The sequence below is a fragment of the Sphingobacteriaceae bacterium genome (assembly GCA_016715905.1).
Taxonomy (GTDB): Bacteria; Bacteroidota; Bacteroidia; order B-17B0; family Aurantibacillaceae; genus Aurantibacillus.
The window spans coordinates 411762-437347 of record JADJXI010000005.1 but is presented as its reverse complement, the minus strand read 5'-3'; the positions used below and the strand labels follow the sequence as shown (position 1 = coordinate 437347).

Sequence of the window (25586 nt, the reverse complement as noted above, 5' to 3'; positions counted from 1 at the left end):
AGATTAACAGGTTTATAAACAAAAAGAGGTTAATCTCAAGAACTTACAGAAACGAAAAAGCATGACCGAAAAAATTATTACACTCGAAAGCATAGACCCCATTGAAATATACGGAGTAAACGATATCAAATTAAACATCATAAAAAAGCACTTTTCAAAACTCAAATTAATTGCCAGGGGTTATTCCCTTAAGGTGCTTGGCGAAGAAAATGAAATTCAAAATTTTGAAAAGAAACTGAATTTATTAACCGAACATTACCATAAAACCGGCATATTAACCGAATCGGTCATAGAACGACTGTTGGGACCCACCGGTGATAATATACTAGAAGGTAAAGATGAAATAGTTAACAACGATGTTATTTTATTTGGGAATAACGGATTGGTGATTAAAGCTAAAACACCTAACCAACGTAAAATGACGGCCAGTATTGTAAAAAACGATATGTTGTTTGCCATAGGACCAGCAGGCACAGGTAAAACCTATACCGCCGTGGCACTTGCGGTTAAAGGTTTAAAAAATAAGGAAGTAAAGAGAATAATTTTAACTAGGCCTGCTGTAGAAGCCGGAGAAAACTTGGGCTTTTTGCCCGGAGATCTAAAAGAAAAATTAGATCCTTATATGCAACCCTTGTATGATGCACTAAGTGATATGATTCCGGCCGATAAATTAAATCAGTATCTCGAAAACAGAACCATACAAATTGCACCACTTGCCTTTATGCGAGGCCGTACATTAGATAATGCCTTTGTTATTTTAGATGAAGCTCAAAATACAACCGAAAGTCAAATGAAAATGTTTTTAACTCGAATGGGCGCCAATGCTAAATTTATTATTACCGGCGACTCCACTCAGGTAGATTTGCCAAGCAAACAACCCAGTGGATTAATCAATGCCATGAAACTGCTTAAAAATATTGAGGGTATAGAATTTATTTACCTGGATAAATCAGATGTAATCAGACACAAATTGGTAAGTGCAATTGTTGACCGTTACGGGAGTGAAAATTAATCACGTTCATCATTGATCTGATCGGCTTTAAATCCTTTGGTGTCAAAAGTAAATTGTGTATCCGGAATTTCAATATTCGATTTCAGACTTTTAATTTCATAAGTTTGCTCTCCCCCATCCTTCATCATCATTTTCATTTGCACAATTTGCTTTTTATTCTTGTCGATAAACAACTTCACGGTATGAAATTTCTTTTTCTCGGGTTTTATGGCAGGAAATAAATCAATGGCATGACAAGTAACTGCGCCAATTTTCAGCTCCCTATCATACTTATACTTATACCCTGTTTCATATAAAGTAAATATTTTACTGATGTTTTGCTCTTCATTATCCGGATCATAATCTTTTATAGTAACTTCCTTAGCATCCTTATTGTAATTCCAAATCGTTTTTCCATCACAAACAATTAAATTGCCCGGAATCTCAAGACGGAATTTCTGCCCCTTTGTTTGAATTTTCCAAGCTTGCGGTTTATCAATGGGTTTTTTTTCCTTATTCAACATTTTAAAAACCAAATCTGCTGTAATTGATTTATACGTTTTAGTTGACTTGCTTAAATCATCTAGAATAGCTTTAGCTTTTGGGTCTTGGTCTTGTGCATGAAGAGTAGCAAAAGAAAAAACCAATATTAAGAGTAAATTTTTCATAACCTTATCCGTACAAATTTAATACCAAAATACGAGTGAATTGCGAATTTGTGGACAATAATCTTACTGATTTCTTAATTTTTGTAAAATTTCCTCTAAAGATCCCATATCTTTTATCAAAACTTCTCTTGCTTTGCTTCCTTCAAAAGGTCCGATTATTCCCGCAGCTTCTAATTGATCGACAATTCTACCGGCTCTGTTATACCCTAATTTTAATTTACGCTGCAAAAACGATGCGCTACCCTGTTGAAATTGTACCACCAATTTAGCAGCATCATCAAACATTTTATCTCTTTCCGATAAATCAACCATATCTTTTCCATCACTTCCATCTTCACCCACATATTCAGGTAATAAAAATGCACTTGGATAAGCGCGTTGACTTCCTATAAATTCACAAATTTTTTCCACTTCAGGCGTATCTACAAATGCACATTGAATACGAATTAAATCATTTCCGGTGCTTAATAACATATCTCCTCTACCAATTAATTGTTCAGCGCCTCCAATATCCAATATAGTTCTGCTATCAATTTTACTGGTTACTCTAAATGCAATACGAGCAGGAAAGTTGGCTTTTATGGTACCGGTAATAATATTAACGGAAGGACGTTGCGTGGCAATAATTAAATGTATTCCAATGGCACGGGCTAATTGTGCTAAACGAGCAATAGGCGTTTCAACTTCTTTGCCTGCCGTCATAATCAAATCAGCAAATTCATCTACTACTAAAACAATATAAGGTAAAAACTTATGCCCGTCATTTGGATTTAATTTGCGAGCAACAAACTTGGCATTGTATTCCTTTAAATTACGACAACCTGCATCCTGTAACAAGGCATATCGATTATCCATTTCAATACAAAGTGAGTTGAGTGTATGAATCACTTTGGTATTATCGGTTATAATGGCATCTTCGCTATTCGGTAACTTGGCCAAAAAGTGTCTTTCAATTTTATTGAAAAGTGTGAGCTCTACTTTTTTAGGGTCTACCAAAACAAATTTTACCTGCGAAGGATGTTTTTTATAAAGTAGCGAAACCAATACGGCATTTAATCCCACCGACTTTCCTTGTCCGGTTGCTCCGGCCATTAATAAGTGAGGCATTTTAGAAAGATCGGCTATGAAAATTTCATTACTGATTGTTTTTCCCAATGCAATGGGCAACTCAAAACTTGAATTATTGAATTTTTCTGACGCCAGAATATTTTTCATAGGAACCATTTCCGGTGTTTGGTTCGGAACTTCAATACCAATTGTTCCTCTGCCCGGAATTGGCGCAATAATACGAATGCCTAATGCAGCCAAACTTAATGCAATATCGTCTTCCAGATTTTTAATTTTACTGATTCTTACGCCAGCTGCGGGAACAATTTCATACAAAGTTACCGTTGGACCAACGGTAGCCGTTATTTTATCAATTTCAATTCCGTAATTTTTTAAGGTACCAACAATACGGTCCTTATTCATAATTAATTCTTCCTGATTAACCTTGCTTTGGTGATTACCATAATCATTCAGTAAGTCAAACCCCGGAAATTTATATTCACCCAAGTCTAATGTTGGATCATACTCTCCAAATTGCTCCACCAGTTTTGCTGCCTTATTCTCATCATCGGTAACTTCACGTTCCTCTACAATTTTTCCGATTTCAAATTCAGGCTCACCATCTGCCTTTTTAGTAACCGGAACTTCATTATTTAATTCGACCTTATTTTCGATTACCGGTTGATCAATATCTTTCTGCTCAGCAACTACTTCTTCAACATTTATTTTCTCGGTTTCAAATATTTTTTCCGGTTCCGGAATTACAGCTTCTTCATTTTCTTTTTTAATAACTTCAAAATTCAATAATTCGGCTTTTTCCTCTTCACTCATTTCCTCCTCCGCTTTAACAGGCTGATCATTTGTTGCGTGATTAACTAACTCCTCCTGAATTTCAACATCATCTTCAATAACCGGCTTTACTGGCAGATTAAACGAAATATTAAATGCCAATACTAAAAAAATAAGCATTGAAAAGCATAGCAAAGCAATTAAACCTATACCACCTACATAATTTACAATTTGAGCATTTATAAAATACCCAAAACCACCACCCATGAAAAACATTTTATCTGAAAAAATATAAGCCAGTGTTAAAGAAGTCCACACCATACTGAAAATCCATTTAGCATGAAAGGCCGAAACAGAAAATAATTTTTTCTGTAACATTTTTTGTAACCCAAATAAAAATAAAACAGGTACAAAAATGAAAGAAGCCGCACCAAAACCTTTATACATAAACAAGTGAGAAACAACAGCTCCGGTTTTACCTAACCAGTTATATACTTTAGTATCTGCATCAAAAAGAACAGCATTTGCGCTCATCACTTTATCCTGATCCAAATCCCAGGTGAAAAAATACGACACCAAAGAAATGGCTAAAAATGCAGCTGATAAAACAAAAGTTAAGCCAATAATTTTTTGAGTGCGTTCATCACTCCATACCGCAGTAATTTTTTCGATTCTTTCCTTGAAATTAAATTTTTCTTTCTTTTGCTTTTTAGCCTTGGGTTTCACTTGCTTTTCCTTTTCCTCTTCTTCTACTTCCACCGGTTCAGGTTTTGCTTTTGGTGTATTCTTGCGGGATTTTTTTTCCACAACTATCTCCTCATTGATATCTTCAATATCATGATCAACAGAAACATTTTTTCGTGGTTTTTCCTCTTTCACTCTTTCTACCTTTTCAAAGGGATTGCGAGATTCTTCGCTTATATCCAAATCCACATCTTTGGATCTGTATTTATTCTTTTTTTCTGTGCTCATTAACCTTTAAAATTAAAGGAAGTGTTGCTCAGAAAACATACCCATAAGGTATTGTTTTAAACGAAGCTTTGTTAATGAAAATGCAGGATTTATGCTTTAGTTACACTAAAGTCACGACTTTTTAGACAAATCCGCATGATTGTGGGTAAATCGTGTTAAAAATCTAAATTACCCTCTAAAAATGACTTGCATTGCCCAATGGAATACTTATTTTTGAAATCCTTTTATAAACTAAAAAACAATGAGAAATTTATTGATTTTATTTTTACTACCCTTCTGTTTTTTGGCGCAAAATGCCGATAGTACATGGTTTGTAAGTAATTATTCCAAAAATGTGGTCATGATTGAAATGCGTGATGGAATTAAACTTTATACGGCTATTTATGAACCTAAGGATAAAAATGAAAAGCATCCTATTTTAATGATGCGAACTCCTTACTCCTGTTCTCCTTATGAAAAAAATATTTGTACGCCGCGTTTATACAGTAAAAGCTGGCTTAAATACGCTAAAAAAGGATACATTATGGTATTGCAGGATGTACGAGGAAGATATATGAGTGAGGGTGAATTTGCAGACGTAAGACCTTTTAATGAACACAAAAAAGGAAAAGAAACGGATGAGGCTAGTGATAGTTATGATGCAATTGACTGGATGGTGAAAAATATTCCGAATAATAACGGTAAAGTTGGCGTTTTTGGCGTTTCATATCCCGGATTTTATAGTACCATGGCCGCTTTAAGTAATCATCCGGCACTTAAAGCAGTTAGTCCGCAAGCACCGGTAACCGAATGGTTTTTAGGCGACGATTTTCATCACAATGGAGCGTTTGCATTAATGGATGGATTTAGTTTTTATTACAGTTTCGGAGTGCCACGTCCGAAACCTATTGAACATTATGGAAGAAAATTTGATTTTAAAGAAAAAGACAATTACAATTTTTATTTAAAAACCGGGGCCTTAAAAAATTTCAGCAAATTAATGGGCGACTCTATTATATTCTGGAATGAAATGTTTGAACACCCGGATTACGATAATTGGTGGAAAGAAAGAAATGCCCGAAAAGGATGTAAAATTATTGGTGCTTCCATATTAACAGTTGGCGGAACCTTTGATGCCGAAGATTGTTACGGCGCCTGGAATTTGTACAAAGCAATTGAAAAGCAATGTTCAACTACCGAAAATAGATTGGTGATGGGACCTTGGTCGCATGGAGCATGGCACTCCGGTAACGGAACAGCATTAGGCAATATTCGTTTTGGTGCAAAAACAGCAGTGTACTATCAGGATAACATTGAAGTGCCGTTTTTTGAATATTATTTAAGAGGACTGGGTACCGGAAATAAATTAGCTGAAGCCAATATTTTTTTCTCCGGAGAAAACGAGTGGAAAACATTTGAACAATGGCCTCCTAAAAATATTGAATACAAAACAGTTTATTTTAATTCAGGAGAAAAATTATCGTTTAAGAAACCAACCGAACCAAGTGCTTTTACTTCATACAGAAGTGATCCTAAAAAACCGGTGCCGTATACAGAAGACGTACATTTACGAAGAACAAGAGAATATATGAGCGACGATCAAAGATTTGCCGCACGCAGAACAGATGTTTTGGTTTTTGAAACAGAAATATTAGAAGAAGATTTAACACTGGCCGGACCACTAACAGCAGATTTGAAAGTAAGTATATCCAATACCGATGCGGATTTTGTTGTTAAATTAATAGATGTTTACCCGAATGATTTTGCATACGAAAATAATTATTGCTGTGCAGAAGAAAATCAAAACGCTGAAATGGCCGGATATCAAATGTTGGTGCGAGGAGAAATCATGCGCGGCAGATATCGCAATAGTTTTGAAAAACCCGAAGCCTTTACACCCGGCAAAGTAGAAACCGTAAAATTTGAATTGCCCGATGTAGCCCACACCTTTAAAAAAGGACATAAATTAATGATACAGATTCAAAGTTCCTGGTTTCCCTTATTTGACCGAAATCCTCAACAATTCGTTAATATTTATAAATGTGAGGATAAAGATTTTATTCCATGTGATATTAAAATTTTTCACCAGGAAGAAACAGCGTCTGGAATCATCTTGCCGGTATTAAAAAAGTAAAGCATGTCTAAAATCATTTTCGATTAATATTTAAACCACTAATTTTAATTATGCAAGAAATAGGAATCGGAATTTTAGTGATATCTGCCTTAATATGGTTAATTGTAAAATTTACCGGAGTAAAGAAAAAAAACGCTTGCGATAAAAATTGTAACTGCCATTAATATGGATATTCTTTTATCGGATAAAATTAAATTAGCTGATGCTTTTACCATACAAAACGAACCTATTTCATCCATTGATTTAATGGAAAGGGCTGCCTTGTCATGTGCGAAAAGATTAAGTGAATTAATAACCAATCAACAATCCATTTTTATAGCCTGCGGCGAAGGTAATAATGGTGGAGATGGATTTGCCATTGCCAGATTATTATTGAGCAAAAAATATAATGTAAAAGTACTTGCCCTACGAGTTAAAAATAAATACTCATCGGATGCTGAGGTAAATTTTAAAAAACTAAAGGGTAATTATCCGGATGTGATAATACCGATTTCATGTGCAGATGATCTTGAAAAGTTAAAACTAACAGCAAATCGTATTTTAATAGACGCAATTTTAGGTACCGGAATAAAAGGACATGTGGAAGAAAACCTAAGCGAAATTATCGGATGGTTTAACCATAACTTTAAACATATAATTAGTATAGATGTACCAAGTGGTTTAAAAACCGACACTTCCTCTTTCGATGAAAAAAATATTATACACTCTACACTCACCCTTTCTTTAGAACTTCCTAAACTCGCTTTTTTGATGCCCGAGAATCAAAAATTCGTCCCTCATTTTGAAATAATTCCCATTGGGTTACATGCAACAGGAATTGCTGAACAAAAAAGCAATATGCACTTTATACAAACCGAAACTATAATTCATTTATTGAGGTTAAGAAATAAATTTGATCATAAAGGAAAGTTTGGACATGCACTAATTTTAGCCGGGGCCAAAGATAAACCCGGCGCAGCACTAATATGTTCAGAAGCTTGCTTACGTAGTGGTGCAGGATTATTAACTCTTCATTCTTGTAAGTCAGTATTAAAATCATTAACTATTAAGTTGCCTGAGGCCATGCATAGTTTGGATGAACATTCTTCATTTATCACTTCTGTTGAAAAACCAGAAAATTATGAAGCCATTGCTTTTGGGCCGGGAATTGGAACACAGGAAGAAACGCAAACTGTTTTAAAAAAAATCTTGCAATTTTATACCGGTAAATTAATTATTGATGCAGATGGTTTAAATATTTTGAGTGAAAACAAAACCTGGTTTAATTTTTTAATCCCAAACACCATTTTAACTCCACATGTAAAAGAATTTGAACGACTAGTAGGAAAATGTATTGATGATTTTGAGCGCGTAGCAAAACAAATTGAATTAGCGGTAAAATATAACATCATTGTAATTCTTAAAGGTGCTCATACTTCCATAGCGATGCCGGATGGACATGTTTATTTTAATTCAACGGGAAATCCGGGACTAGCCAAAGGCGGAAGCGGAGATGCTTTAACCGGAATTATTTTAGGACTTTTAAGCAGAGGATACAATGCGCCGCAAGCATCTCTAATAGGAGTTTATATACACGGAATGGCAGCCGACTTGTGTTCTGAAAATATGAGTGAGGAATCTATTTTGATATCCGATGTAATAAACGAATTACCTAAGGCATTCAAAATCCTGGAGAAATTAAAAACTCCCGAATAAGAGTCCGGGAGTTTTATGGCGTATCAATTTATTTTAATGTGTAATAAATGTTGGTTAGCCATTTACTCGTGTCTGCTTCCTTCATAGGATCTGTTACATATTCTTCAAAAACCGGACCATTAGTTAATCCCTGGGATTTCAAATAAGCATCCATAGCCATGTGCGCATCGCCAATTTTTTCATAATTCCCGAAAAATTCAATATGCAGAACTTTACAAGCCGGAAAAGTGTGAATTTCAAAACCTTTCAAATTAGTACCTTTTGAAACTTTTACCGCAGCCGCTAAATTAGTTTCACCCTTTTCTTCATCATACCAATTGTATATAGCGGATGGAGCCGATTCGGGTTGCACCTTTTGTGATTCCAAAGCCTGAAAAATTGCAGGTAAATTATTGCCGAAATAATTTTTTAAATCATTAAACTTTACAGTCTCAAATTTTGTGCCGGCATAATAAACCTCAGGCCATTCTATTTCTTTAATCGCAAATTCCGCTTGTCCACTTGAAGCCGGAGTTTCTTCAACTACCTTTTTTAAAGAAGCTAATCCTTTTTCATAATCGGGGCCAATCATTTTATCCATATTCATAAACATCATCATTGGTCTGAAGAAGAATGGTGCTTTCATTTGCATGCCCCAAGTAACTTCGGTTTTGCCTTCATTTTCTTTCAAAATATAATAAGCCTTTGAATCACCCATTCCTTCAAATGCTAATCTTTGCACTACACTATCACTTGTTACACATACAAGCTCCAAAGTGCCGGTACCCACTTCTTCCACTTTAGAATTCCATGAAAATAAATGGCCTGCTTCACCGGCTGTACCTATATATTTCACTTCGGCGGCAGGATCTTTTTCTGTCCATGGGCTCCATTTATCATGAAATAATTTTAAATTCGTTAAGTAGGGTTTCACTGCATCCGCACTTGAACTTATAGAAATATTTCTTTCAACTTTTACTTCAGTAGGCCCAACCAGGGCTAATACTAAATATATTACAAAGAGTACAGCAATGGCAATTCCAACTTTTTTCATATTAGTTTATTTTAAATTTATATTAAAACTAAGTAATTAGTTATCATCACCAAAATTTTTAGGCAAGGAATCCTCAAATTTTTTATAGATATAATTTATTTTAATATCGTTATGGTTATTATCAACCACATTTTTATCATTAATTTCTTTCCAATCACGCTCTTCTTCAGTCTCCAAAACATCTGCCTCCGTTTCTGTTTCATTTTCCCATTCGTAAACAAAACGTTGCGGTCCCTCTTTTCTAAAATTAAAAGCCACCAATAGCCCGGCAATGGCTCCGAACAAATGCCCTTCCCAACTAATTTCCTGTTTTAAGGGGAAAATACCCCACATTATGCTTCCGTAAAGAAATACAACCAAAGCGCTCACCACCATAAGGCGTAAATGTTTTCTGAAAATTCCGCTAAAAAATAAAAAAGTGGCTAAGCCGTAAATTAATGTACTTGCACCTACATGATAAATTGGATAATCCGGATTATTTCTTCCGCCAATCCACAGCCAAATTCCTGAAATTAACCAAATCCAAACAAACACTTGACGGGCAATTTTAGAATAAAAGAAAAAGAGCATAAGACCTAAAATAAAAATCGGAAACGAATTAGAGAGAATGTGATCTAAGTCTCCATGAATAAAAACAGAAGTAAAAATTCCGGGCAGGCCCTGCGTTTCGCGGGGTAAAACACCCCATTTTACAAAATTGAAACGATACGAAGTTTGGATGAAAAACACGATCCAAATTAGCAACAAAAAGAGAAAAGGGTATTTGCTTATTTGAATAAATTTTTTGCCTAAATAATTTTTCATCTATTTAATTAAATGGTAGATTAAAATTGCAAAAATTAAATCATGAAAGAAGTTAAAAGTTGATAATTAGGGAATTGAACAACAAAAACTCTAAAATTTATACTCGTGATAATCTTTGGTAAATTCCGTGTCATTAAAAGTAGGATTTACCTGAAGGAAATGATAATTGTATTCCTCGTACAAACCTTTATCATCAATAACTTTTACACTGATGGGAAGAAAGTACAACTTATCAATATAAATAGTAACTAGTTTACCGTATGAATTGGGAATATTAATTACCTGGCCCTTTTTTAAAATGTCAAAATAATCGTTAAACTTTGGATTCTTTTCTAAAATCATGTATTCGCTGATGAAAAATTTACGTGCAATACTTGTGATACTTTCATTTTCACCTACTGTGTAAGTAGTATAACCAAACTCTTTATTATTGATTTGAATTTTATAACAATTTCTGTTGTTAATTCTTTCTTCTTCACCTAATGAAAATACATTATCAAATTTATCACCTATATCCTTAATTGTGTGATCAATTATAGTTGCGAAATAATCATAACCCATTTCATTTAAAGTATGGTGTTGATCTTGACGCATTAATGAACCCATAGGGTCCAAATTAAGATTAATGTAAGGAAATGAATTAGGTTTTACTAAAGCTTTGCCCCTATTGGTACCCTTTACCCACAACACTTCTATACCTTTGATATACAGATATATTTTTCGTGGATTTTTTTGAAACTTAACAGAGCTCTCATAAAAATTATAGCCCTTTTTACCTCTTTCCGTAATACGCAGGTGATACTTTAAACTTTTCACCTCATCAATTGATTTTAAGGCTTTTTCAAGAACTGATTTGCAATCTAAATCTTGCTTTATTTGAGCAATAGACATATTTATGCCCAACAACATCAACGCTCCATAAAGGCATAAACGGAATTTAAATTGCATAGAAGCGCAAAAATACCATTCTTGATTTAAATTGACGAAAAATTTAATTGATTTTAATAGTATTTGAAAAAAATTGTGGATAAAGGCTTTCAGAATGGCTATATTTGAGTAGTAAAGCTATATTTGCAACCCATTTTGAACATTCAAAGACAAATAATTACCGGCATTGAAGAATTATTGCACAAGCATGATTTTTTGGTTATTCCCGGATTCGGAGGCTTTGTATTAAAGAAATCAGATGCTCATTTTAGCGCTAATTCAAGTTTATTATATCCCCCTTCTTTGGCTATTGGTTTTAACGTTCAATTAAAACAAGATGATGGTTTGCTTTTACTTTGGTTGAAGGAAAAGCTAAATTGTACGGCCCAGGACGCCAGAATTCACTTAAATGAGTTTGCTGCTTATTGTTCGTCTATTCTCAAAACAAAAGGGAGATTAAACATCGATAATATTGGCTTTTTTTACACGGATTTCGAAGGAAATATTCAATTTGAAGCCGACACAAATACCAATTTCCTTAAATCGCAATTTGGTTTATCAGCTTTAAGTGTAAAAGAACTTAGTCCAATTGAACAGAACATCATAATTGAAACAGAGGATAGAATTATTGCCACGCAAAAAACGGCAACAAATCCGGTTAAAAAATACCGACAAATAGCCTGGGCAGCAGTTATTCTTGCACTCTTATTTTCAGGCTTATTGGTTTTTGTTTCAAACACTAAAATTAGCGGAAAACTAAAAGCTGCAATTGGAGGTGACAATCAAAAAAGTACGTACGATTTAATACAATATCCGGAATTAATATTAAATGAGATGCACGTTGAAAAAACTAATTATACCTCCGATGTAAATGGTATTGCATATATTGAATTGGAAGAGCATAAAGTAATTGCAGTTAAAACCTTTGAAGTAACCGAATTAGTTCACCCGAAAACTACAGAAGAATCTACAATCAATAAAAGAGGAGATTTTGAAGTTGTTTTAGGTTGTTTTGGTGTAAAAAGCAACGCTCAAAAGCTTATCAAGCAGCTAAAATCAAAAGGAATTAAAGCATTCATGTCAGGTAAAAATGAAAGAAATTTATATGTAGTAAGCGCCGGAGGTTACAATACAAAATTGAATGCGCTGGATAAATTAAATTCTATTAAAGATCTGTGTCCAAAAGCCTGGATCCGAAAAACCAATTAATTGGATTTATTAATTTCTGTTTGTTCCTTTTGTTCCAGTTTTTTCTTGTACAATTTTATTACGACAAATAAAATCCCACCAAAAATAATCAATCCCAATACTCCCCATATTAATCCGGAAGTAGATTTTACAACTACCAAAAACACAATAGCCACCAGCAGTATAGTAGCTAATTCATTAAAAAGACGAAGTTTGGTGGATGATAATTTAAAAATGCCTTGTTTTTGTTGGCTTAATATACGTTGACATTGCAAATGATAAACTACTAATAAGGTAACAGCAATTAATTTTAGCCACATCCAAGGTAAGGTGAGCAAAGCGGGATTTAAAAAGATCATCCACCATCCAAAGATTAAACTTCCAATCATACCCGGCCATCCAATGATGTACCACAATCTTTTTTGCATGATTAAGAATTGCTGTGTCAAAACCGTTTTTTCAATTTCATTTTTTAATTGCGCCTCGGCATTGTAAATAAAAAGTCTTACAATATAAAACAAGGCGGCAAACCAGGTAACTATAAAAATGATATGAATTGCTTTTACGTAAACGTAATCCATTTAGCTTTTTCGTTTATCGGATTGCATGAGTTCAACAAATTCATCAAATAAATAACGGGAGTCGTACGGCCCCGGATTAGCCTCAGGGTGATGCTGCACAGAAAAAACTTTTTTATTTTTTATTCGAATTCCTTCAATGGTACCATCATTTAAATTCAAATGCGTAATCTCAATATTTGAATTATTTTTTATATCCTCCGAGCTAATCGTAAATCCATGATTTTGTGAAGTGATTTCGCTTTTTCCACTTATTTTATTAATTACCGGATGATTAATACCCCGATGACCTGCATGCATTTTATAGGTTTTAATACCTTGCGATTCGGCTAATAATTGATGACCCAAACAAATGCCAAATACCGGTTTTCCAGTTTCTATAATCGTTTTTACAAGAGTTGATTCTTGCTGCATAGCTCCCGGATCGCCGGGTCCGTTACTCAACATAAAACCATCCGGATTAAATTTTAATATTTCACTTAACTCAGTTTTCATCGGAAATACTTTCAAAAAACAATCTCGCTCAGCCAATGATCTCAATATATTGGTTTTCACACCAAAGTCAATTACTGCTACTTTGTGCTTGGCATTTTCATTCCCAAAATGAAATGCTTCTTTACAAGTTACTTTGGATGACAGCTCTAACCCTTGCATGGAAGGAACTTGGGCTAATTGCTTTTTTAACTTCTCGATATCTTGAGTTTCAGTAGAAATTAAACAATTCATGGCACCCTTATCTCTAATATATCTTACCACCGCGCGTGTATCCACATCACTAATGGCTACAATATTATTTTCTTCAAAATAATTTTGTAAACTTTTTTGTGCGCGTGGCCGGGAGTAACCCTGGTTGAATTTTTTACATACTAATCCGGATATTTTAATTCCATCACTTTCTACTTCACTTTCTTCTACTCCATAATTACCAATATGAGCATTAGTTGTAACTACAATTTGTCCGAAATATGAAGGATCAGTAAAGATTTCCTGATATCCAGTCATACCGGTATTAAAACAAATTTCACCTGTAGTGGTACCGGTTTTACCGGCTGACTTTCCTTTGAAGATTTTTCCGTCTTGTAAAAGCAGAATAGCTTCGGGACGTGAAGAGTACTTTAATTGCATTTTTTCAGATTATAGATTATCTGAGATGTAAAATTGCAATTTTTAATTGAGAGAATAATGAGTTGTTAATTGTATTTTAAAACTTACAAAAAATTACCTTTTCTTAATCTGTTGCTGTCTTTGCTTAGCCATATCTTCGAGTCTTTTTTGGAAGGAAGAACTTTTGGCCGGTTTTTTCATATTGGCCTCAATTTTCTGTCTGATTTTATTATCGCTGATAATTTTCTTCATGATCCAGTTTTGTAAAAAGGTAAACATGTTTGCCAAAAAATAGTACCAGCTTAAACCAGCTGCGTAACGATTCATTACCGCTAGGAAAATAACAGGCATAAAATACATCATAAACTTCATTCCAGGCATTTGCGTGTTTTGCTGAGGCATTAAACTACTATTTGCATAAGTATAAATGATGGTACTCACAAACATCAACGCTGCAAATAAACTAATATGATCTCCATAAGCCCAACTGATAAAGGGCACTTCTCCAAATGTCCAAATGGAATCATATGTACTTAAATCGTCAGCCCATAAAAATCCTTTTTGTCTTAATTCTATGGCAGAAGGCATGAAATTAAACAAGGCAATCAAAATTGGAAATTGTAACAACATAGGCACACAACCCGACAACGGATTCACGCCTGCCTTTCGGTAGAGCGCCATTTGCTCTTGTTGCTTTTTCATTGGATCAGCATCCTTTCCAAATTTGGCAGCCAATGCATCTGTTTCCGGTTTCAGCACCCGCATTCGGGCCCCACTCATGTATGTTTTATAGGCTATCGGAAGTAAAACAATTTTTACAATTATGGTTAATATAAGTATTACAATACCCATATTCATGCCATTTAATCCGTTAAATAGTGGAATCACCAACCACTTATTGATATAACTGAAAATGCTCCATCCGGTTGGAATAATTTTTTCAAATTCATTACCGTAAATTTCTAAAGTATTGTAATGACTTGGACCAAAATAAAATTTAAATGCGAATTTTTCATCCGCATTGTGGTTATATGGAATTCCCAATTCGGCCGAAGCAGCCTTTACGGTTGTTGTTGAATTAGGTCGCGCCGATAACTTCACGTAACTGCCGGCTTTGCTGAAATTATTTTCGGCAATGATAGTAGAGTTAAAAAACTGTTGTTTAAAACAAATCCATTTAATATCCGCTTCGCTGATTTCTTTTTGTTCTTCAGTTTCCGTCATCGGATTTAAATTATCCGGACTATTTAAATCTTGTTTATAGTAAATGGTAGCTGCTTGTTTTTCTTTGATGATATATTTTTCCTGTGTTGGATAATTCATCGCCCAGGCCAATTGAAACTGATCTTCGGTTTGCGATAAAATGCCTTGCATGTTCACAAATCGAATATGCGATTCAACAATATATTCTCCCGGTTTTAATTTGTACGAGTACTCAATATAACTTCCCGGTTTTTCTGTTTCCAATTTCAACTGTATACTGTTGGCGGTAACTTTTTCCGGTTTAAAATAAAAACTGTCTGTTGTAAAAATTCTCGTTCTGTCGTATGCATTTAATCGCAATGCAAATACTGTTGAATCTTTTTCAAATAAAACCAAAGGAGTGGTATCATCCGGACGATGAAATTTTTTCAATTCAACTCGCTCTACTACTCCACCCTTATTCGCCACAATCACTTTCATCACATCATTTTCTAAAGTAAAACTTGCTGCTGTGCCTTTGCTTGCTGCGGTAAAATCTTTGTAATACGCATGATCTTGTGCAGCTTTGGCTGAATCAGAAATTTCGGTTATTTGCGCTTGTTTTATGGTATCTTGCGCTTGTTGAATAGCCACTGTTTTGGCCAATTCTGCCGTTTGCGCTTCTTGCTTTACAGCTTCAATAGAATCTTTAATTTGCTTGTTTCGAACCATTTGTTCTTTAGTAGGTCCGCTGAGCCAAAGCCAAAGCCCAAGTATTGCAGCAATTAATCCAAGGCCTATAAGTGATTTTTTATCCAACAGTTCAATTTTTTAACGGGGCAAATGTAGGATTATTTAGCTGGTAAAAAAAGTGAAATGAGGTTAATTTTTCTCCTTTGTATTTCACGTCGTGTTAATCCCCTAAAAGTATTAACAATATATACTATAAATCATAGCAATCAACGGCTACAGATAGTGGTAACTTTAGTGTGCTAAATAATTACGTAAAATGAGTCGCTCAGTTATGCATATGGATCTGGATTCTTTTTTTGTTTCGGTAGAACGATTAAATAATTCGAAATTGATTGGCAAACCTGTGTTGGTGGGCGGTGCGGGCGATCGTGGCGTTGTAGCATCCTGCAGTTATGAAGCCCGTGAATTCGGAATACACTCGGCCATGCCCATGAAAATGGCCCGCCAACTTTGTCCGGAGGCCATTGTTGTTCGAGGCGACTCCGAACAATACAGTAAATTTTCAAATGAGGTAACCGAAATTGTAAAAGAGAGTGTTCCGCTGTATGAAAAAACGTCCATTGATGAATTTTACATTGACCTCACCGGTATGGATAAATTTTTTGGTTGTTATAAACTGGCGGGAGAATTACGGCAACGCATTATTAAAGAAACGCATTTACCCATTTCCTTTGCCTTATCCACCAACAAAACCGTGGCCAAAGTAGGAACCGGCGAGGCAAAACCAAACGGACAAAAAGAAATTCCGTATGGAACCGAAAAAAGTTTTTTAGCACCCTTGTGCATCAACAAAATCCCAATGGTGGGTGATAAAACCTATCAGTTATTGCGTGGCATGGGATTACAATGGATACGCACCGTACAGGAAATGCCGGTTGAACTCATGGAACAAGTTCTCGGACAAAACGGCGTAATGATATGGAAAAAAGCAAATGCCATTGACAATTCAAATGTTGAACCTTATTCAGAAAGAAAATCCATTTCCACCGAACGTACTTTTGATAAAGATACCATTGATGTAAAACAACTCAAATCAATATTATTAAGTATGACAGAGAAATTAGCCTACCAGCTAAGGGAAGAAGAAAAACTTACAGCCTGTGTTACCGTAAAAATAAGATACTCGGATTTTAATACCTACACCATGCAGGCACGCATACCCTATACCTCACTCGATCACACCCTTATTGAAAAAGTAAAAGAGTTGTTTGACAAATTGTATCAAAAAAGAATGCTGATCCGTTTAATAGGAGTACGTTTTAGTCACTTAATACAAGGTAGCTATCAGTACAATTTGTTTGAAGACTGCAGTGAGCAATTATTATTGTACCAGGCTATGGATAAAATGAGAAAACGGTTTGGAGATAACGGAATTATAAAACGGGCCGCCGGAATGGAAGTCAAACATCACGATTTTAATCCCTTTTCAGGAAAAGAAAAGAAAATACAGTAACAATTGAATAAAAAGCTATAAACTATAAAAACTATGTGGTTTAAAAAATAAACACATAGTAACATAGCATGGATAAGTTAACAAGAAAATATCTGGATCAAATAACCTACGAGGTAGTTGGGGCAACCGGAATGGAAGTTAAACATCATGATTTTAATCCCTTTTCAGGAAAAGAAAAGAAAATACAGTAACAATTGAATAAAAAGCTATAAACTATAAAAACTATGTGGTTTAAAAAATAAACGCATAGTAAATACAAATACCAAAAAAGAAAGAGGAGGATGCGTGCTGTTAAATTGCCATACTTATTATAGTTTTTGCTACGGAACTTTATCCATTGAAGAATTAAGCACCTTAGTAAAAAAAGCAGGACATCAAAGTTTTGCCTTAACCGATATCAATAACACTTCGGCCTGTTTGAAAACCTTGCGTTTACATGCTAAAAACGAAATGCCCGAAGGATTAAAACCGGTGATTGGAGTAGATTTCAGAAACGGAGTTCAACAACAATATATTGTTCTTGCTATAAATAACCAAGGCTTTCAGGAAATTAATTTGCACCTGAGTAAACATCTGCACGAAAATTTAAAGTTTAATGATATCGCTCCATCTTTTACAAATGCATTTGTGATTTACCCATATCACAAGTACAAAGGACAAGCGCTTCAAGCAAATGAATATATTGGCGTATCTCCTAAAGAATTAAGCCGACTTTCCTTTTCTCCCGTTAAATTACAAACACATAAACTGGTAGCCTTGCATAGCGTGAGTTTCGGAGGAAAAGCGCACCACAATGCACATCGTTTATTAAGAGCAATAGACAATAACACTTTATTGAGTAAACTTTCTATTCAAGAACAAGGCCATGCCGATGAATGCATGATTCATAAAGAAGATTTAATACGAGCCTTTCGGGATTACCCACACATTATAAATAACACCGAGTATATTTTAAACAATTGCGAAGTGAAGTTTGATTTCGGGAAACTCTCTTATAAAAATAAAAAATATTTTTCCGGAAGTCGTAGTAGCGATATGGATTTACTCCGAAGTGAGTGTGAAAACGGTTTAAAATACCGGTATAATACAATACCAACAGAAGTAAAAAGCAGAATTACCAAAGAATTGGATGTAATTGACAAAATGAATTTTGCTTCTTATTTTTTGATCAACTGGGACATCACATCATACGCTCGGAGAAATAACTTTTTTTATGTTGGCAGAGGGAGCGGCGCCAATAGCCTTGTGGCTTACCTGTTACGGATTACGGATGTAGATCCCGTGAAACTGGATTTGTATTTTGAACGATTCATTAATGAATTCAGAACTAACGCTCCTGACTTTGACATCGATTTTTCCTGGACAGACAGAGATGATATTACCAAATATATATTTGACACCTATAAACACGAGCATACCGCTTTACTCGGCGCCTACTCCACTTTTCAGCACGATGCGGTTACCCGTGAATTAGGAAAGGTATTTGGTTTACCCCCTGCTGAAATTGATAAACTGCAATCTCTCAAAAATTTCGAACAAGCAGACCATATCGGTAAGCTCGTTTTAAAATACAGTAAACTCATTCACGGTTTTCCAAGTCACATGAGTATACACTCCAGCGGAATCATCATTTCAGAAGAACCGGTTTGCGCTTACACCGGAACCTTTATGCCTCCTAAAGGTTATCCGACCACGCAATTTAGCATGTTAGAAGCGGAAGATATTGGCTTATATAAATTTGATATACTGAGTCAGCGGGGATTAGGAAAAATAAAAGACACCCTTGGCATTATCCAATCCAATGCAGCAGCACACCCCGATAAAAAAATAAATATTGACATACATCGCGTAGAGCCCTTTATGCAGGATGAAAAAGTAAAAAAACTTTTACGCGAAGGAAAAACAATAGGTTGTTTTTACGTTGAATCACCTGCCATGCGTATGTTGCTTGCCAAATTAAAAGCCGATGACTATTTGCGTTTAGTGGCGGCCAGTTCCATCATCAGGCCGGGCGTTGCCAAAAGCGGTATGATGCGCGAATACATTGTACGTTTCCGGAACGAAAACTTACGAACGCAGGCCCGTAAAAAGTTACCCGAGCTATACGATATACTTGCCGAAACCTACGGCGTAATGGTATATCAGGAAGATGTGATTAAAGTGGCGCATTTATTTGCAGGCTTATCGCTAGCTGAAGCCGATTATTTACGAAGAGGCATGTCGTGGAAATATAAACAACGTAATGAATTTTACAGAGTAAAAGATAATTTTTTTGCCAATTGTGCCGAAAAAAAATATCCACCACTACTGATTGAAGAAATATGGAAACAAATTGAAAGCTTCGCCAATTTTGCGTTTTCCAAAGGACATTCGGCTAGTTACGCTGTTGAAAGTTATCAGGCACTTTATCTCAAAGCTTATTTCCCGCTGGAATATATGGTTGCCACGCTAAATAACGGAGGCGGCTTTTATCGCAAAGAATTATATATACACGAAGCCCGAATGCATGGGGCTGAAATAAAAATGCCTTGTATCAATAACAGTACTGCCTTGTGCACCATACATGGCAAAACCATTTTTTTAGGTTTAGGAATGATTAGTGAACTCGAACAGCAAAGTATAGTGGATATATTAGATGAAAAAGAGAGAAATGGCCCTTACCTCAACCTCCTTGACTTTACAAAACGCGTTTATTTGCCCATTGAACAAATGCGTTTATTAATACGGGCAGGTTCCTTTGATTTTACCGGTAAAAACAAAAAAGAACTGCTCTGGGAAATACACGCACTCATTAATCCTCAATACAAAAAAGTAAAAATGAAAGAGTTGTTTGATATTGCGCCCAAAAAATGGAAACTACCTAAATTAAACGGAAATATTTTTGACGCTGCCTTCGAAGAAATTGAATTACTTGGATTTTCTTTATGTTCACCGTTTGATTTACTTCGCGATGGTATTCCCACCCGATTAACTTCCGCAGAATTACCCAGCTATATCGGTAAAACAATAAACATTACAGGTTATTTAATCACCATTAAACATGCCATTACTTCCAAAGGAGATCGCATGCATTTTGGAACATTTATTGATATTGAAGGGAGATGGATTGACACCGTACACTTTCCCCCCTCCGCCAAACAGTTTCCCTTTACCGGACCGGGCTGCTATTTATTAAAAGGGAAAGTAAGTTCAGAGTACGATTTCATCAGCCTAGAAGTAGATGAAATGAAAAGACTGGCCGTAATCGACCGAGAGAAATTAATTGAAAGTTAAATTAACTTTGTTTTTCACGGCCAACACCCAATACTTTCCGAATATCAGGTTTAAAATATTTGCTGGATTTTAATATTTTTCCGTCTTCTCTAAAAATAGGCTCACCATTTTCATCCAACTTACTCATATTACTGCGATGAATTTCATCATATACCTCTTCAATCTTATGTTGCAAACCATGTTTAAGAATAGTTCCAAATAAAATATATAATTGATCCCCCAAAGCATCAGCTATTTCAATAATATCACCGCTCTTACACGCCTCCAGATATTCTTCATTCTCTTCCTTAATCAAATTATAACGCAACTGAAAGTCACGCTCTTCAACCAAAGTAATCTGATTTGCATTACCAATTTTAAACGTCTCGTGAAATTCCTCTACCGACTTTATTTTCTCATACAACTTGCTCATAATATTATTTTTTCTTTTTTGCAGCTTCCTTTTTGGCCAAATACTCTTCATTCACTTTCGCCATAATTTCTTGGGTTACATCTAAATTGGCATTACCTAAAAGCATAGTAGGCACCGCATCACTATAGGATAAAATATAATCATACCTTCCGTTATTCCATTTTACTAAAAAATCTTTTAACGATTGCTGAAAAGCCATATTTTTTTCATTAATAGACATGGTGAAATTATCAATTTGAATTTGTTTGTTTTGCGCCTCCTTTTCGATGGCCATAATTTCTTTTTGCTTAGCCAGCATTTCACTTTCAGGTGCAATTCCGGCTTTAGCAGAAGCTTGATAGGCCTCCATCTTGCGTTGATATTCCATACTCAAACGCTCAATACTCGCTTCCATATTGCCTTTACTCCGTTTTGCCTCTGCCACCAAATCTTTTATCTCTTCGCTTTGCTCATTTATTACATCAATATTTACAAATGCAATTTTTCCGGTAGGTGTTGTGGCTTCAGATAAATTATTTTTAACCGGCGCTTTCTCAGTTTCACTTGCTTTTGCTTCAATAGGCGTCTCCGAATTACTTTCATCCGCTTTACCTATATTACTTACTTTATAAAACAAAAATGCGACTGCAATAAGCAACACGGCATTTAATCCAATAATAGCTTTATTCATTTCATTTAATAATTAAGCTACAAATATAAAATCTTATTGAATTTATTGCAGAGAACTAAGCACATCTTCTGAATCTTTAACAACAGAACGGGCCAAGGCAGGGGAATTGTTAAATTTTCTAATATTGATTTTACCACTAACCGGATCGGATAAAAGTTCGTGCCTGCACCACTTACCCAATTTAACTTCAAATGCACCATTTTTATATTCACAAAAGTACTTTACATAATCAGGTAACAAAAGAAATTCCGATTCTGATACGCTCACTTTTTTTTCATTGGATAATCCGGCTCTCACTAAAAAATCAGGTTGTCTTTGCCATTGCGAATTAAGTTTAAGAAAAGGATGAATACAAAACGCAAAAACAACCAGGTAAAACAAAGGTTTTTGAAGCAATATAGAATAGGAGAAATATCGAGCTTCGGTTTTTCCTGAAAACAAAAATAATACCAGCATAATAAAAACCAAATTCATAAACCACATGGCATAATTCTGATTTTGATCTGAGGGTATCAATAAAATTAAAAGTAAAACATGAAATAAAATGGAAAGGGGTATTATAATAAACCGAATCGGTTTAATTAACAATCCCACTCCGCAAATGAGTTGAATAAATGGCAAAACAAGACTGGCTTTCATCAGAAACTGAAATTGCCTACTGCTTAACTTGTTTTCCCAACCCACCAAAGAATCCATAATTTCATTATTTAAATAAATCGGGTTTAATTGGTAAATTCCATTATATATGTAAACAGCGGCCGGGATAATCTGTAAACAAATAAAAATGTAAGTAAAGTGAGAGGCGTTATCAACTCGTCCATTATAAAAGACCAAAAGCAATATCATGGAATTATAAATATAAAACCAGGGTTGTAATCGGTTAAAATCAAGTGCAACAAGCAGAATATTTATAAGGATAGCGCATAAAATAAATATGCGCCTTTTTTCATGAAATAAAGAAACGACAAGAAAAAGAACACTCAAAATTGCCAATAAACCACTATATGGGGATAGAATTGACAAAGAAGGGATTAAAAGATCATCCGGATAAAATTGTGCGGAACCCCAAAGCGGCCAGCTAATTATAATAGAAATAATCAGCGCTGCGCTTAACAGCATGGTTAAAAATCGTAATCTTCGCGGAATTGTAAGGTTAAACAAATTCATTAAGAAGACTCTTTTTTATATCTGCCGGCTGAATAAAAATACTTTTTATAATACGCTTCATCTAAATCTGAAACTATTACTCCGCGTTTTGTACTTGCATGTACAAACTTATTATCTTTTAAATAAACGCCTACGTGTGAAATACTGCGGCCGTTAATGATAAAAAAAACCAAATCGCCCTCTTCTAATTTATGCTTGCTTATTTTTTCACAAGATTTATGTATCTCACCGGCAGTTCGGCCTAATTTATTTCCATAAACTTCCGCATATAAATTATCAGTAAAACAACTGCAATCTACACCACTTTTTTTACAACCCCCATACTTATATGGAACGCCATACCACTCGTCAATAAAACTATATAATTTACTGTGTTTAACATCTCTCGAACTTAAATTCAGACTTTCTTTCCAAGAAACACTTGGCGTTGATACTGTTTTTTTTGAAAGATCTTTTTTACTCTTACATGAGCTGAACACCAACGCTATAGCAAAGGAAAATATTGCAATATGCTTGAACAATTTCATTGCTATAAAATTACCAACAGAAATCAGCCTTATGGGATAAAGAAAAATCATTTGTATACAGTTCATTGTTAACAACATATTGGCATTTTTCCTCTTTTAAAAACCGTGAGAAATGGTTATATTTATTGCCATATTGTTCTATAAATGGCGGATATTGATACAAAACCAACCGATGTGAAAACAAAAATTCCTTTGGAAACTCTTAAAAATGCATTTGAATTGATGTGTACAGCCAAAAGTATGGCTGAACTTTTTGAAGCGAATAAAGAAGTAACTGCCAAGTACGTACATGCCACTAGTCGGGGACACGAAGCTGTACAATTGGCTCTTGGTCTGCAATTATTACCCCAAGACTTTGTGAGTCCGTATTATCGCGACGATAGTATTTTATTAGGCATGGGATTAAGACCCTTTGATTTAATGTTGCAATTACTTGCGAAAAGAAACGATCCTTTTTCCGGTGGTAGAACTTATTACGCTCATCCCAGTTTGAAAAGAGATGATATGGCCAAAATTCCACATCAATCCAGTGCCACCGGAATGCAGGCGATTCCGGCCACAGGAGTTGCCATGGGCTTGCAATATTTAGAACTTGCCGGTTTGGCCAAAGATTATAATGGGGTAAATCCGGTTGCCGTTTGTTCGTTAGGCGATGCCAGTTGTACTGAAGGTGAAGTTTCTGAAGCCTTACACATGGCAGTTCTTAAAAAATTACCGATTTTATTTTTTATTCAAGATAATGAATGGGATATCAGTGCGCATGCCAGTGAAATTCGATTTCAGGACATGTCGGATTTTGCAAAAGGTTTTAAAGGGTTAGAAAATCGAAGCATTGATGGAACTGACTTTATAGTAAGTTATAAAACCGTATTTGAATGTTTAGAATATATTCGAAAAGAAAGAAAACCTGTTTTACTCCATGCTAAAGTGCCCTTGCTCAATCACCATACCAGCGGAGTACGAAAAGAATGGTACCGACATGATTTAGAAGAAGCGGCTAAGCGTGACCCTTTACCTAGATTAAGAAATCAATTAATAATTGGCGGAGTAGACGCTTCCGAAATAAAAAGTATTGAATTGAAAGCGGAAGCTCGTGTAAAAAAAGATTATGAAGAAGCATTACAAGAAGAAGATCCTAGACCGGAAGATTTATTTTTACATGATTTTGCAGAAACCCCGGTAATTGAAGAAAAAGGAATACGATCACCGGAAGGCAAACAGCCAACCGTTATGGTTGACAGTGCATTGTTTGCCATACGGGAATTAATGACAAAACACAAAGAATGTTTATTATATGGCCAGGATGTGGGAGCCCGATTAGGGGGAGTTTTTAGGGAAGCAGCAACACTGGCGCAACAATTCGGAGATTACCGTGTTTTTAATACGCCAATCCAAGAAGCATTTATTGTTGGATCTACAGTTGGTATGAGTGCAGTTGGTTTAAAACCAATTGTAGAAGTTCAGTTTGCAGATTACATTTGGCCGGGTTTAAATCAGTTGTTTACCGAAGTAAGCCGTAGTTGTTATTTAAGTAACGGAAAATGGCCTGTAAGTATGATTTTAAGAGTACCCATTGGTGCATATGGAAGCGGTGGTCCGTATCATTCCAGTTCGGTAGAAAGTGTATTGGTTAATATTAAGGGGATTAAAATTGCTTATCCAAGCACGGGAGCCGATTTAAAAGGATTAATGAAAGCCGCTTATTATGACCCAAATCCGGTTGTAATGCTTGAACACAAAGGATTATACTGGAGTAAAATAAAAGGTACTGAAGATGCTAAAACTATTGAGCCGGACGAAGATTACATAATCCCTTTCGGTAAGGCAAGAACCGTTATTTCTGCAGATGAAGAAAATATCAAGACCGGAAAGTCCTTGGCTATAATTACTTATGGAATGGGCGTTTATTGGGCAAAAACTGCTGCAAAGGAATTTAACGGACAAATAGAAATAATTGATTTAAGAACCTTAGCACCTTTAGATACAGAAGCCATTTTTGCGGCCACTAAAAAACACAATAAAGTAATAGTTTTAACAGAAGAGCCCGTTCACAATGGTTTTGCGCAAAGTATAGCAGCTCGCATTCAGGAAAATTGTTTTGAATCTTTGGACGCACCTGTTAAAGTTATTGGTGCCGAAAATATGCCTGCCATTCCTTTAAACTCCACACTTGAAAAAACCATGCTTCCGAATGCCGAAAAAGTGGCGACAATAATTTCAGAATTGTTAAGATATTGAAA

The 25586-nt window shown here is 35.2% G+C and carries 19 protein-coding genes; 7 read left to right on the top strand and 12 right to left on the bottom strand.

Features of this window, described 5'->3' with window-relative positions; translation table 11 throughout:
* The first annotated feature begins 61 nt into the window (after positions 1-61).
* Positions 62-1012: a PhoH family protein gene (locus tag IPM51_09690; GenBank protein ID MBK9284575.1), complete on the top strand. Its 951-nt coding sequence runs from the start codon at positions 62-64 to the stop codon at positions 1010-1012.
* On the opposite strand, the gene IPM51_09685 is transcribed toward IPM51_09690, so the two are convergent.
* Positions 1009-1659 carry an outer membrane lipoprotein carrier protein LolA gene (locus IPM51_09685; protein MBK9284574.1) on the bottom strand — a complete coding sequence of 217 codons (651 nt, stop codon included), beginning with the start codon at positions 1657-1659 and terminating at the stop codon, positions 1009-1011. The two genes, IPM51_09690 and IPM51_09685, sit on opposite strands and share 4 nt — an antisense overlap.
* 63 nt (positions 1660-1722) lie before the next feature.
* Entirely contained in the window at positions 1723-4467 is a 2745-nt protein-coding gene (locus IPM51_09680) for a DNA translocase FtsK 4TM domain-containing protein (protein MBK9284573.1), read from the bottom strand.
* Between the two features lie 241 nt (positions 4468-4708).
* Here IPM51_09680 and IPM51_09675 point away from each other — a divergent pair, with 241 nt between their 5' ends.
* Together IPM51_09675 and IPM51_09670 are read left to right on the top strand one after the other, a co-directional pair.
* Entirely contained in the window at positions 4709-6580 is a 1872-nt protein-coding gene (locus IPM51_09675; GenBank protein MBK9284572.1) for a CocE/NonD family hydrolase, read from the top strand.
* A gap of 165 nt (positions 6581-6745) precedes the next feature.
* The gene (locus IPM51_09670; protein MBK9284571.1) at positions 6746-8275 is read left to right on the top strand and encodes an NAD(P)H-hydrate dehydratase; all 1530 of its coding nucleotides are present in this window, start codon (positions 6746-6748) and stop codon (positions 8273-8275) included.
* Positions 8276-8303: 28 nt separating this feature from the next.
* Here the strand turns inward: IPM51_09670 and IPM51_09665 are convergent, their stop codons facing one another.
* The 3 genes from IPM51_09665 to IPM51_09655 all read right to left on the bottom strand — a co-directional run bounded on the left by IPM51_09665 (position 8304) and on the right by IPM51_09655 (position 11060).
* Positions 8304-9308, bottom strand: coding sequence for an SRPBCC family protein (locus IPM51_09665; protein ID MBK9284570.1), 1005 nt, complete (start codon positions 9306-9308; stop codon positions 8304-8306).
* Positions 9309-9344: 36 nt separating this feature from the next.
* Entirely contained in the window at positions 9345-10112 is a 768-nt protein-coding gene (locus tag IPM51_09660) for a rhomboid family intramembrane serine protease (GenBank protein MBK9284569.1), read from the bottom strand.
* Positions 10113-10202: 90 nt separating this feature from the next.
* Positions 10203-11060 (bottom strand): DUF1571 domain-containing protein, encoded by an 858-nt coding sequence (locus IPM51_09655; protein MBK9284568.1) that lies wholly within the window; start codon positions 11058-11060, stop codon positions 10203-10205.
* A gap of 135 nt (positions 11061-11195) precedes the next feature.
* On the opposite strand from IPM51_09655, the gene IPM51_09650 reads away from it, so the two are divergent.
* Entirely contained in the window at positions 11196-12248 is a 1053-nt protein-coding gene (locus tag IPM51_09650; protein ID MBK9284567.1) for an SPOR domain-containing protein, read from the top strand.
* On the opposite strand, the gene IPM51_09645 is transcribed toward IPM51_09650, so the two are convergent.
* From IPM51_09645 to yidC, 3 genes are all read right to left on the bottom strand, one after another.
* Entirely contained in the window at positions 12245-12808 is a 564-nt protein-coding gene (locus IPM51_09645; protein MBK9284566.1) for a CopD family protein, read from the bottom strand. The two genes, IPM51_09650 and IPM51_09645, sit on opposite strands and share 4 nt — an antisense overlap.
* Positions 12809-13930, bottom strand: coding sequence for a glutamine-hydrolyzing carbamoyl-phosphate synthase small subunit (carA, locus tag IPM51_09640; GenBank protein ID MBK9284565.1), 1122 nt, complete (start codon positions 13928-13930; stop codon positions 12809-12811).
* A gap of 93 nt (positions 13931-14023) precedes the next feature.
* On the bottom strand, positions 14024-15910 hold the full coding sequence (gene yidC / locus IPM51_09635; GenBank protein ID MBK9284564.1) for a membrane protein insertase YidC: 1887 nt from the start codon (positions 15908-15910) through the stop codon (positions 14024-14026).
* Between the two features lie 190 nt (positions 15911-16100).
* Here yidC and dinB point away from each other — a divergent pair, with 190 nt between their 5' ends.
* Positions 16101-17297 carry a DNA polymerase IV gene (dinB, locus tag IPM51_09630; protein ID MBK9284563.1) on the top strand — a complete coding sequence of 399 codons (1197 nt, stop codon included), beginning with the start codon at positions 16101-16103 and terminating at the stop codon, positions 17295-17297.
* A gap of 285 nt (positions 17298-17582) precedes the next feature.
* The gene (locus IPM51_09625; GenBank protein MBK9284562.1) at positions 17583-20570 is read left to right on the top strand and encodes a DNA polymerase III subunit alpha; all 2988 of its coding nucleotides are present in this window, start codon (positions 17583-17585) and stop codon (positions 20568-20570) included.
* Between the two features lies 1 nt (position 20571).
* Here the strand turns inward: IPM51_09625 and IPM51_09620 are convergent, their stop codons facing one another.
* Genes IPM51_09620 through IPM51_09605 form a run of 4 tightly spaced genes read right to left on the bottom strand, consistent with a single transcriptional unit; the run spans position 20572 to position 23346 of the window.
* Positions 20572-20973 carry a nucleoside triphosphate pyrophosphohydrolase family protein gene (locus IPM51_09620; protein MBK9284561.1) on the bottom strand — a complete coding sequence of 134 codons (402 nt, stop codon included), beginning with the start codon at positions 20971-20973 and terminating at the stop codon, positions 20572-20574.
* Positions 20974-20986: 13 nt separating this feature from the next.
* On the bottom strand, positions 20987-21652 hold the full coding sequence (locus tag IPM51_09615) for an OmpH family outer membrane protein (GenBank protein MBK9284560.1): 666 nt from the start codon (positions 21650-21652) through the stop codon (positions 20987-20989).
* A gap of 42 nt (positions 21653-21694) precedes the next feature.
* Positions 21695-22819 (bottom strand): hypothetical protein, encoded by a 1125-nt coding sequence (locus IPM51_09610; protein ID MBK9284559.1) that lies wholly within the window; start codon positions 22817-22819, stop codon positions 21695-21697.
* Positions 22819-23346, bottom strand: coding sequence for a C40 family peptidase (locus IPM51_09605; protein MBK9284558.1), 528 nt, complete (start codon positions 23344-23346; stop codon positions 22819-22821). Before IPM51_09605 ends, IPM51_09610 begins: the two co-directional genes overlap by 1 nt.
* A gap of 144 nt (positions 23347-23490) precedes the next feature.
* On the opposite strand from IPM51_09605, the gene IPM51_09600 reads away from it, so the two are divergent.
* Complete coding sequence (locus tag IPM51_09600; protein ID MBK9284557.1) at positions 23491-25584, top strand: tungsten formylmethanofuran dehydrogenase; 2094 nt, start codon at positions 23491-23493, stop codon at positions 25582-25584.
* Positions 25585-25586: the final 2 nt, after the last annotated feature.